The organism is Fluviibacterium sp. S390 (assembly GCF_049800695.1).
In the GTDB taxonomy this organism is placed as follows: domain Bacteria; phylum Pseudomonadota; class Alphaproteobacteria; order Rhodobacterales; family Rhodobacteraceae; genus Meridianimarinicoccus.
Window position 1 is genome coordinate 122,677 of sequence record NZ_JBNAFN010000010.1, and the last position, 8,857, is coordinate 131,533.

The 8,857-nt window shown below is 66.4% G+C and carries 8 protein-coding genes; 3 read left to right on the plus strand and 5 right to left on the minus strand.

Going from position 1 to position 8,857, the window contains the following annotated elements; all coding sequences use genetic code 11:
• Nucleotides 1–72: 72 nt before the first annotated feature.
• A complete protein-coding gene (locus ACP15K_RS10215) occupies nucleotides 73–1,062 on the minus strand; it encodes a Bug family tripartite tricarboxylate transporter substrate binding protein (RefSeq protein ID WP_366194240.1) in 990 nt (329 codons plus the stop codon).
• Between the two features lie 190 nt (nucleotides 1,063–1,252).
• On the opposite strand from ACP15K_RS10215, the gene ACP15K_RS10220 reads away from it, so the two are divergent.
• Genes ACP15K_RS10220 through ACP15K_RS10230 form a run of 3 tightly spaced genes read left to right on the plus strand, consistent with a single transcriptional unit; the run spans nucleotide 1,253 to nucleotide 4,365 of the window.
• Entirely contained in the window at nucleotides 1,253–1,924 is a 672-nt protein-coding gene (locus ACP15K_RS10220) for a response regulator transcription factor (RefSeq protein WP_366194241.1), read from the plus strand.
• Nucleotides 1,911–3,329 (plus strand): sensor histidine kinase, encoded by a 1,419-nt coding sequence (locus ACP15K_RS10225; protein ID WP_424990447.1) that lies wholly within the window; start codon nucleotides 1,911–1,913, stop codon nucleotides 3,327–3,329. Before ACP15K_RS10220 ends, ACP15K_RS10225 begins: the two co-directional genes overlap by 14 nt.
• Nucleotides 3,319–4,365, plus strand: coding sequence for an ABC transporter substrate-binding protein (locus tag ACP15K_RS10230; protein ID WP_193143026.1), 1,047 nt, complete (start codon nucleotides 3,319–3,321; stop codon nucleotides 4,363–4,365). The genes ACP15K_RS10225 and ACP15K_RS10230 overlap by 11 nt, the downstream gene beginning before the upstream one ends.
• A 9-nt stretch (nucleotides 4,366–4,374) precedes the next feature.
• On the opposite strand, the gene ACP15K_RS10235 is transcribed toward ACP15K_RS10230, so the two are convergent.
• Genes ACP15K_RS10235 through ACP15K_RS10250 form a run of 4 tightly spaced genes read right to left on the minus strand, consistent with a single transcriptional unit; the run spans nucleotide 4,375 to nucleotide 8,284 of the window.
• Nucleotides 4,375–5,226: an ABC transporter permease gene (locus tag ACP15K_RS10235; RefSeq protein WP_424990448.1), complete on the minus strand. Its 852-nt coding sequence runs from the start codon at nucleotides 5,224–5,226 to the stop codon at nucleotides 4,375–4,377.
• Between the two features lie 10 nt (nucleotides 5,227–5,236).
• Nucleotides 5,237–6,094, minus strand: a complete 858-nt coding sequence (locus ACP15K_RS10240) for an ABC transporter permease (protein WP_193143028.1) — start codon at nucleotides 6,092–6,094, stop codon at nucleotides 5,237–5,239.
• Nucleotides 6,094–7,194, minus strand: coding sequence for an ABC transporter ATP-binding protein (locus tag ACP15K_RS10245; RefSeq protein WP_424990449.1), 1,101 nt, complete (start codon nucleotides 7,192–7,194; stop codon nucleotides 6,094–6,096). Before ACP15K_RS10245 ends, ACP15K_RS10240 begins: the two co-directional genes overlap by 1 nt.
• Before the next feature lie 58 nt (nucleotides 7,195–7,252).
• Nucleotides 7,253–8,284, minus strand: coding sequence for an extracellular solute-binding protein (locus ACP15K_RS10250; protein WP_226926057.1), 1,032 nt, complete (start codon nucleotides 8,282–8,284; stop codon nucleotides 7,253–7,255).
• Nucleotides 8,285–8,857: the final 573 nt, after the last annotated feature.

The following is an 8,857-nucleotide window of genomic DNA, read 5'->3' on the forward strand; positions in this document are numbered from 1 at the left end:
GCCGGGGGCCGCCGGGGGCCGGGGGCGCGGGTTGCGGGCGGGCCCCCGGCGGGGTTCAGGCGCGAAGGCGCATCACTTGATGATGCCGATCTCGCGCGAGATGTCCTGGATCTGGGCCACGCTTTCGGCCACGAAGGTCTGGAAGGCGTCGCCTTGCAGGTCGAGCGGCGCCAGACCGTTGGCGGCCATGATCTCTTTCCACTCGGGCGAGGCATAGAGATCGGCGATCTTCGCGACCCAGGCGTCATAGGCTTCGTCGCTCATGCCGCCGGGGGCGTAGAAACCGCGCCAGTTGGCGCCGATCACGTCCACACCCTGTTCGCGGGCGGTCGGGAAGGCGGCGAATTCGCCGTCCAGACGCTCGGGCGCGAGCACCGCGATCACCCGGATGTCACCGCTGTCGACAAAGCCCTTGGCTTCGGAAATGTCGCCGGTGAAGGCCTGCACGGAGCCGGCCAGAAGCTGGGTCACGGCCTCGCCGCCGCCATCGAAGGCGATGTATTTGACCGAGCGCACGTCGTCGATGCCATGGGCGTTGGCCGCGATCAGAACCTTCAGGTGGTCCCAGCCGCCCACGGCCGAGCCGCCCGCGACCGAGATCGATGTCGGGTCGGATTTGATCATGTCGAGCAGCGCCGGAAGATCGGCGATCTCGCTGTCCTTGGCCACGGCGATGACACCGTAGTCGGCGCCGATCGAGGCCAGCCAGCGCACCTGGTCCATGGTGTTGCCGGGATAGGCGCCCTGCGCCAGGCGGGTGGCGGTGGCCGAGGAGGCCGCGACGATCAGGTTGTTGTCGTCATTGCGCTTGTTCACCACTTCGGCGTAGGCCACGCCACCGCCGCCGCCGGCGAGGTTGACGACCTGCACGGTCTTGTCCAGCAGGCCGAGATCCTGCAGCGACTTGCCGACCTGACGGCAGGTGAAGTCCCAGCCGCCGCCGGGGTTGGCGGGGGCGATGCATTCGGGGTTTTCCGGGGTAAAGCCCTGGGCGGAAACGCCAAGCGCGGATGCGCTCAGCAGTGCGGCCGCGGCCGCAAGGCGGGTTGCCTTGAAAATCATGGGTTGGGTCCTCCACAGTCCAATTTTTCCGGGCTGTCCGGCCGCCCGGTGGCCAGCCATTGCGGCCCGCATGATTGCGGTTGTCGCGCGAATGGCTGAGGATGGGATAGGCGCCTTTGCTGTCACCAACCTGTCACCGGTCACGGGCGGGACGCATTTCAAGGGCCGGGCGGCAATTTTTGGGGGGAACATGCGTGTCCTGATCGTCGAAGACGCCACCGATGTGGCCGAAGCGGTGGCGATCCGGCTGGGCCGGAGCGGCATGGCCTGCGATATCGCCGACAGCCGCGAGGCCGCCGAGGATTGCCTTGCGGTGCAGCGCTATGACGTGATCGTGCTGGACATCAACCTGCCCGACGGGCTGGGCACCGAGTTGCTGGCCGATCTGCGCGGGCGCGGCGACCGCACCCCGGTGCTGATGCTGACGGCGCTGTTTTCGGTCGATGACCGGGTGACGGCGCTGGACCTAGGGGCCGACGACTATCTGGTGAAACCCTTTGACCAGCGTGAGCTTGAGGCGCGGCTGCGGGCGCTGGTGCGGCGCGAGGCCGAGCAGAAGTCCGACGCGCTGGATCTGGGTCCGCTGAGCTTCGCGCCGGCGGCCCTGAGCGCCACCCTGTCGGGTGCGCCGCTGGAGCTGACCCGGCGCGAGGCCACCCTGCTGGGCCTGCTGCTGCGCCACCGGGGGCAGGTGCTGAGCAAGCAGCGCCTGTACGACGGGCTGTTCGCCTTCGACGATGCCGACGTGGGCGTCAATGCCATCGAGCTGTACATCGCGCGGCTGCGCAAGAAGCTGGCCGGGTCCGGTGTGGGGATCGAGACCCAGCGGGGGCTGGGCTACCGGATCCATGCGGATGGCTAGGGGCGGGTTCGAAACCGGCGGCCGTGGCAGCTTGCTGGCGCGGGTCATGCTGGGGGTGCTGTCGCTGCTGGTGGTGGGCGGCGTGGTGGTGACCTTCGCCGCCTTCGCCTATGGCCGCAACGCGGCGCGGCAGGCCTATGACCAGATCCTGGTCGGGGCCGCCAATGACATCGCCGGGTCGGTGAACATCGTCGCGGGCGCGCCGCTGGTCAACATGCCGGTGTCGGCCTTCGGGCTGCTGGCGCTGGCTTCCGAGGATCGGATCACCTACGCGGTGCGCGGCGCCGGTGGTGCCCTGCTGACCGGCCATGCGGATGCCCCGGCCGCCGCCGGAGAGGTCGGCCCGGCGCCGGTGTTCTTCGACGCGCCGCTGCACGGCGATCCGGCGCGCTTCGTCACCGTGGTGCGGCGGTTTTCGGAACGCGATTTCTCGGGCAGCGTCCATGTCACCGTCGGCCAGACCCTGCGGGCGCGCAACGAGATGGCGTTGGGGCTGACCCGTGGCGCGGTTCTGGTGATGAGCGGGATCGGGCTGGTGCTGATCCTGGGGGCGTTCCTGGTGATCCGCTCGGCGATGCGGCCGCTGGACCGGATGGCCCGCGAGCTGTCGGCGCGCGATCCCTATGACCTGACGCCGATGCCCGCCGACGGACCGGCGGAGGTGGCGGTGATGGTCGGCTCGATGAACCGCTTCATGGGGCGGCTGGACCGGCAGGTGGGCGCCATGAAGCACCTGATCTCGGATACCGCGCACCAGTTGCGCACGCCGGTGGCGGCGATCCGGGCGCAGGCGGAATTGGCGCTGGAGGATGACCCCGAACATCTGCCGCAGCGGCTGGACCGGCTGGTCAAGCGCACCCGGTCGCTGGGCAATCTGCTGGACCAGATGCTGGCGCGGGCGCTGGTCATCCATCGCGCGGACAATGCGCCGCCCGAGCCGGTGGACCTGCGCGACGTGGCGCTGCAGGTGCTGGAGGGCCGCGATCACGAGGTGCTGGCCCCCGAGGCCGAGGTCGAACTGGTCATCGGCGACCGCGCGATCATGGTTCTGGGCGACGAGATCTCGCTGTGCGAGGCGGTGAAGAATCTGCTGGCCAATGCGCTGCGCCACGGGCAATCGCCGGTGCGGCTGGGGGTCAGCCGGGCGGGCGACACTGCCGAGATCTGGGTCGAGGATGCGGGAGACGGACCGCCGCCGGAGGTTCTGGACCGCATTGGCGGACGGTTCGAGCGGTCGGCGGCGTCGAAGGGCAACAGCGCCGGGCTGGGCCTGTCCATCGTGCGCGCGGTGGCCGAGGCCTTCGGCGGCCGGGTGACCCTGGGCGCGGGCCCCGCGGGGCAGGGGTTCCGGATCACCCTGGTGCTGCCATGGGCCGGGGCAGGGGGGACGCGCGATGCGGGCTAGGGCGCTGGCTGTGCTTCTGGGCCTTCTGGCCGGACCCGCCCCGGCGCAGGAGGCGGTGGCGCGCTTTGCCGCCGCGCAGGGGCAGGCCGACACGGTACTGACGATCCGTTCGACCACCGACATCGTCATCATGGCCCCGGTGCTGGAGACCTTTGTCGCAGACAACCCGGAGTTGGAAATTGCCTATGAGCAATGGGGCTCGAACGCGCTGTATGCCGACAGTCTTGCGGCCTGCACCGGGCCGCAGGCGGTGGCCGATGTGGTGATCTCGTCCGGCGTGCACCAGATGGTCGATCTGGTGAACCGGGCCTGTGCCAGCCCGTACCGGTCGGCCCGGACCGAGGCGCTGGCCCCGGCGCGGCGCTGGCGCGACGAGATCTGGGGGATCACGCAGGAGGCGGCGGTGATCCTGTACAACACACGGCTGGTGTCGGCGACCGAGGTGCCGCGCACCCGCTTTGCCCTGCTGGACCTGATGCGCCGCGACGCGCCCCAGTATCACGGCAAGATCGCCACCTATGACATCGAGGCTTCGGGGCTGGGGTTCCTGTTCGCCTTCATGGACAGCCAGGAGGCCACCACCTTTGGCGGCCTGATGGAAGGGTTCAACCGGGTCGAGGCGGTGGCGACCTGCTGTTCGGCGGAAATCATCGAAGGTGTGTCCGAGGGCCGCTATGCCATCGCCTACAACGTGCTGGGGTCTTACGTGGACAGCGCGCCGCGCCCTGATCTGGGGGTGATCTATCCCGAGGATTACACCCTGTTCCTGTCGCGCGCCCTGATGATCCCGAAAGGCGCGGCGCAGGCCGACGGGGCGACCCGGCTGCTTGATTTCCTGTTGTCGCCGCGCGGGCAGGCCATTCTGGCCGAGAGCAACCTGATGTGGCGGCCCGATTTCGACGAGACCGGCCTGCCGTCCAGTGCCCGGCGCGACATTCCCATCAACCCGACGCTGCTGGTGGCGATGGACCGGCACCGTCGCGAGATCTTCGTGCAGAAATGGCGCGCCACCTTCTGGGCCGCGCGCCCGGAATAATGTGCCCCGTCAGCCGCGTTTCTGGAAGGCGATCATCACCAGCGCCAGCAGCGACGAGCCCAGCATCAGCAGCAGCGACACCGCGTTCAGCAGCGGGGTCGAGCCTTCCTTGAGGCGGTCGAACATGGCGATGGTCAGCGGCGCGTCCGAGCCCACCAACATCAGCGTGGTGTTGAAATTCTCGAAGCTCATCAGGAAGGCCACCACGAAGGCACCGATCAGGGCGGGCATCAGGAAAGGCAGGGTGATCGTGCGCACCGCCGTCAGCCGGGTGGCCCCGAGGTTCAGCGCGGCCTCTTCCAACGTGCGGTCGAACTTTTGCAGCCGCGCCCCGATGACCAGCGTGGCGATGGTGGCGATGAAGGAAAACTGGCCGAGGATCACCAGTGTCAGGCCGGGGCGCAGGGCTTCGAAATCCCATTGCGCGGCGTCCCAAAGCCCGTTGGCCACCCGGCTGGAAAACACCAGGATCGAGATGCCCAGCACGATGCCCGGCACCACCAGCGGCAGCAGCATCAGCACATAGAGCAGCCCCTGACCGCGAAAGCGGTAGCGGTTGAACAGGAAGGCGTTGGACAGGCCCACCGCCACCGACAGCACCGACACGCAGACGGCCACGAAGGCCGAGGTGCCGATGGCGCGCAGGATCGGGCGTTCGTGGAACACCCCGATCTGTGGCCGTTCGGTGCCGAAGAACCAGTTCCAGGTGAAGCCCCGCCACGGCAGCGAGGGAAACTGGCTGTCGTTGAAGGCAAACCCCGCCACCACCACCAGCGGCAGCGCGAGGAACAGGAAGAACACCACCACATAGGCGGTATAGGCGGCGATCAGGAACCGCGGCTGCGGGATGGAAGGGATCATGTGTGGCCTCCTATCCCATGGTCTTTTCGAGGGACTGGCCGGTCAGCTTCAGCATCCCCCAGACGATGGCCGAGGACAGCCCCAGCAGCAGGAAGCCGAAGGCGGCGCCGAGCTCCCAGTTGAAGCGGACGATGAACTGCGAATAGATCAGCTCGGTGAACCACAGGCTGTCCTTGCCGCCCAGCATGATCGGGGTCAGGTAGTTGCCCAGGGAAAGCATGAACACCACGATGCAGCCCGAGACGATGCCGGGGGTGGCGTGGGGAATGATGATCTCGCGCAGGACCGAAGCACCGTTGCCGCCCAGATCATAGCCCGCCTCGATCACCTCGTCGGGCAGGGTTTCCAGCGTGGTGACCAGCGGCACCACCATGAACAGCATCGAGGTGTAGATCAGCCCGACCATGATGGCGGCGTCGTTGTACAGCATCTCGACCGGCCCATCGACCAGCCCGAGGTATTGCAGCAGGTTCGAGATCAACCCGGTTTCGCGCAGCAGGATCATCCAGCCGAAGGTGCGCACCAGTTCCGACACCCAGAACGGCACCAGGCACAGCAGGAACAGTGCCGAGCGCATCCGCCCGCGCGCCATCTTGGCGATGTAATAGGCCACCGGAAAGCCGATCAGCAGCGTCAGCACCGTGGCCAGGATCGACATCACCGCCGTGCGCAGGAAGGTACGCAGGTACAGCGGCTCGCTGAGGAAGGTCCAGTAGTTGGCAAAGCTGAAGCGGTATTCACCGACGCCCACGCGCTCGCGCAGGGACACCAGCGCCATGTCGATATGCGGGATCAGGATCAGCAGGGTCAGCCACAGCAGCAGCGGTGTCAGCAGCAGGATCAGGCCCAGTTTCGCCTCGGCCCGCATCAGGAGGCCCCCGCCCCGAAACAATTGCCCTGTGCCCCGGCCCAGCCGATATGCACCTGCGCGCCGCGGGACAGATGGGCAAATTCGCCCGATTGCGGCAGGTTGACGGCGATCTCCTCGGTGCTGCCTTCGTCCTTGACCAGGATCCGGCTGTCGGCGCCGTTGAACAGCAGCGAGGTGACGGTACCCGACAGGCGATTGTCGAACCCGGCCAGATCTGCGACCGACGGCGCGATGCGGATGGCTTCGGGGCGTACGAAGATCTCGGCCCGGTCGCCGGGGGAAAGGGCGCGGTCATGGCGGTCGCCGCGCAGGGTCAACCCGCTGTCGGTGCGCAGGATCAGGGCGTCGCCCTCGACCCGCTCGACCTGTCCGGACCAGCGGTTGCTGTCGCCCACGAAGCCCGCCACGAAGGCGGTGGCGGGGCGGTAGTACAGATCCTGCCCGCTGCCGACCTGTTCGAAGCGGCCTTCGTTCATCACCGCGATATGGTCGGACATCACCAGCGCCTCGGACTGGTCGTGGGTGATGTAGACGAAGGTGGTGTCAAAGGCGGCTTGCAGGGATTTAAGCTCGACCTTCATGCGTTCGCGCAGTTTCAGATCCAGCGCGCCCAGCGGTTCGTCCAGCAGCAGCACCTCGGGCTCCAGCACCATGCAGCGGGCGATGGCGACGCGCTGTTTCTGGCCGCCGGACAGCTCATCAACCTTGCGCTGGCCAATGCCGGGCAGGCCGATACGGTCCAGCGCCTCGTCGACCTTGCGGGCGATCTGGTCGCGCGGCAGCCCGGCGCGGCGCAACCCATAGCCGATGTTGTCGGCGATGTTCATCATCGGGAACAGCGCCAGGTGCTGGAACACCATGTTCACCGGGCGCTTGTTGGGCGGCGTGTCCAGAACCGAGCGGCCGCGGATGCGGATATCGCCCGAGGTCGGTTCCAGAAACCCCGCGATCATCCGCATGACCGTGGTCTTGCCGCAGCCCGATGGCCCGAGGATGGAAAAGAACGAACCGCGGGGCACGTCAAACGAAACCTCGTCCACGGCCAGAGTATCGCCGAACCGTTTGGTCAGGGTCAGGCATTCAAGATCAGGGGTCATGGGGAGCCGGTATAAGAGGGGCGGTGCCCGCACGAGGCAGGCACCGCGAAGGTCAGGTTCAGTTGGCGGCCTTGACGCGGTCCAGCACGCCGCCTTCGATGGTTTCCAGACCGGCGGGCACCGGCGGATACCACTTGATGTTGTCGATGGCTTCCTGCGGGAAGCTGTCCTGGAAGCGCACCTTCAGGTCTTCGTCGGCAAAGGCATCGGCGCCCAGCGACGCGGTGAAGTTGCCGGCGGCCGCGGTGATCTTGGCGGCGATCTCGGGCTGCATCACGAAGTTGATCCAGGCATAGGCGGCGTCATCGGCCTTGCCTTTGGCAGGCAGCACGAAGGTGTCGATCCAGCCAAGCGCGCCCGAAGCCGGGGCCACGAAGGAGATGTCCGGGTTCTCGGCATTCAGCTTCCAGCCGCCGAAATCCCAGGCCATCGAGGCCACGACCTCGCCCGAGTTCATCAGGCCGATCAGCTCATCACCGCCGCCCCAGTAGGTCTTCACGTTGGGCTTGCACTCGATCAGCTTGGCTTCGACCTTTTCCATGATCTCGGTATAGGCCGCCTCGTCGCCATAGGCGGCGAAGGGATCCATCCCCATGGAATAGGCAAAGCCGATCAGCGTCGGCCGTTTCAGACGGTAGGACACCTTGCCGGCCACATCATCGTTGCACAAGTCGGTATAGTCCTTCACCGAGCTTGCCATGCTGCGGTCCAGCACCAGACCATTGGTGCCCCAGACATGCGGCAGGCCGTAGACCTCGCCGCCGACGGTGGTGTTGGCCTTGGTGGCCTCCAGCATCGAGGGGATGAACAGCGCAGTGTCGATCTTGGACAGATCGATGGGCTTGTAGATGCCAAATTCTTCCTGCGGACCGGCGATGCGATCCTGGCTGGGCTGGGCCAGATCGAAGCCACTGCCGCCGGTAGCGCGCAGCTTGGCGATCATTTCTTCATTGTTCGAGCTTGTGACCTCGACCGTATGGCCGGTTTCGGCCTCGAACATCTCGATCACCTCTTGGGGGGCATAGTTGCTCCAGGTCAGAAGGCGCAGCGTATCGGCAGAGGCGGGTGCCACGGTCAGCACGGCAGCCATGGCTGCGGCGGAACAGGTGGCAAGGCAGCGAGTAGTCATAGGGAACCCCGTTGGTTTTTCTGATTTTTACGTGGGAGACACCTTGGCCCCCGCGTTTCCAGCCGTCAAATCCTTTCAGGAGAGTTTGACGGCAGCATGACGATGGGCCGCTTTTCCGGCAGATGTCGCGGGGGACGGGGCGTTGCGGACCGGGGGCCGTTTGCGGGCGGGTGGCGCCTGCAGGGGGTCCGGGCGCGGATAGAATCCCCCTGACTCGCCTTCTTGTTGTGTTGCGTCGCGCCGATCTTCCCCTTTCCCTTTGGTCATTGGGTATCGCGGTACCGTTTGTGGTTTTGGTTTGGGTGTGTTCTGGTTTTGGCGGGGAGTGTTGCTGTGCGGGTGATGGATAGTATCCGTATGTTATTGTTTGTTTTTTCCGGGGATTTCCAGAAACCTTCATTTTCTTCAAAAAAGGGGTTGCGACTCTTTGAGAGTGGCTCTAGACACCCCTTCACCGACGGGGCGGCGACGCGCTGTTGGGGGGCTGGACGGGGTTGAGAGGCTTCGGAAGGTGACGACATTCAGGGACTGATC

Excerpts from the sequence above, each read along its gene's own strand:
- ACP15K_RS10215 (WP_366194240.1), bottom strand. The coding sequence starts at position 1,062 with ATGATTTTCAAGGCAACCCGCCTTGCGGCCGCGGCCGCACTGCTGAGC.
- ACP15K_RS10220 (WP_366194241.1), top strand. The coding sequence starts at position 1,253 with ATGCGTGTCCTGATCGTCGAAGACGCCACCGATGTGGCCGAAGCGGTG.
- ACP15K_RS10225 (WP_424990447.1), top strand. The coding sequence starts at position 1,911 with ATGCGGATGGCTAGGGGCGGGTTCGAAACCGGCGGCCGTGGCAGCTTG.
- ACP15K_RS10230 (WP_193143026.1), top strand. The coding sequence starts at position 3,319 with ATGCGGGCTAGGGCGCTGGCTGTGCTTCTGGGCCTTCTGGCCGGACCC.
- ACP15K_RS10235 (WP_424990448.1), bottom strand. The coding sequence starts at position 5,226 with ATGATCCCTTCCATCCCGCAGCCGCGGTTCCTGATCGCCGCCTATACC.
- ACP15K_RS10240 (WP_193143028.1), bottom strand. The coding sequence starts at position 6,094 with ATGCGGGCCGAGGCGAAACTGGGCCTGATCCTGCTGCTGACACCGCTG.
- ACP15K_RS10245 (WP_424990449.1), bottom strand. The coding sequence starts at position 7,194 with ATGACCCCTGATCTTGAATGCCTGACCCTGACCAAACGGTTCGGCGAT.
- ACP15K_RS10250 (WP_226926057.1), bottom strand. The coding sequence starts at position 8,284 with ATGGCTGCCGTGCTGACCGTGGCACCCGCCTCTGCCGATACGCTGCGC.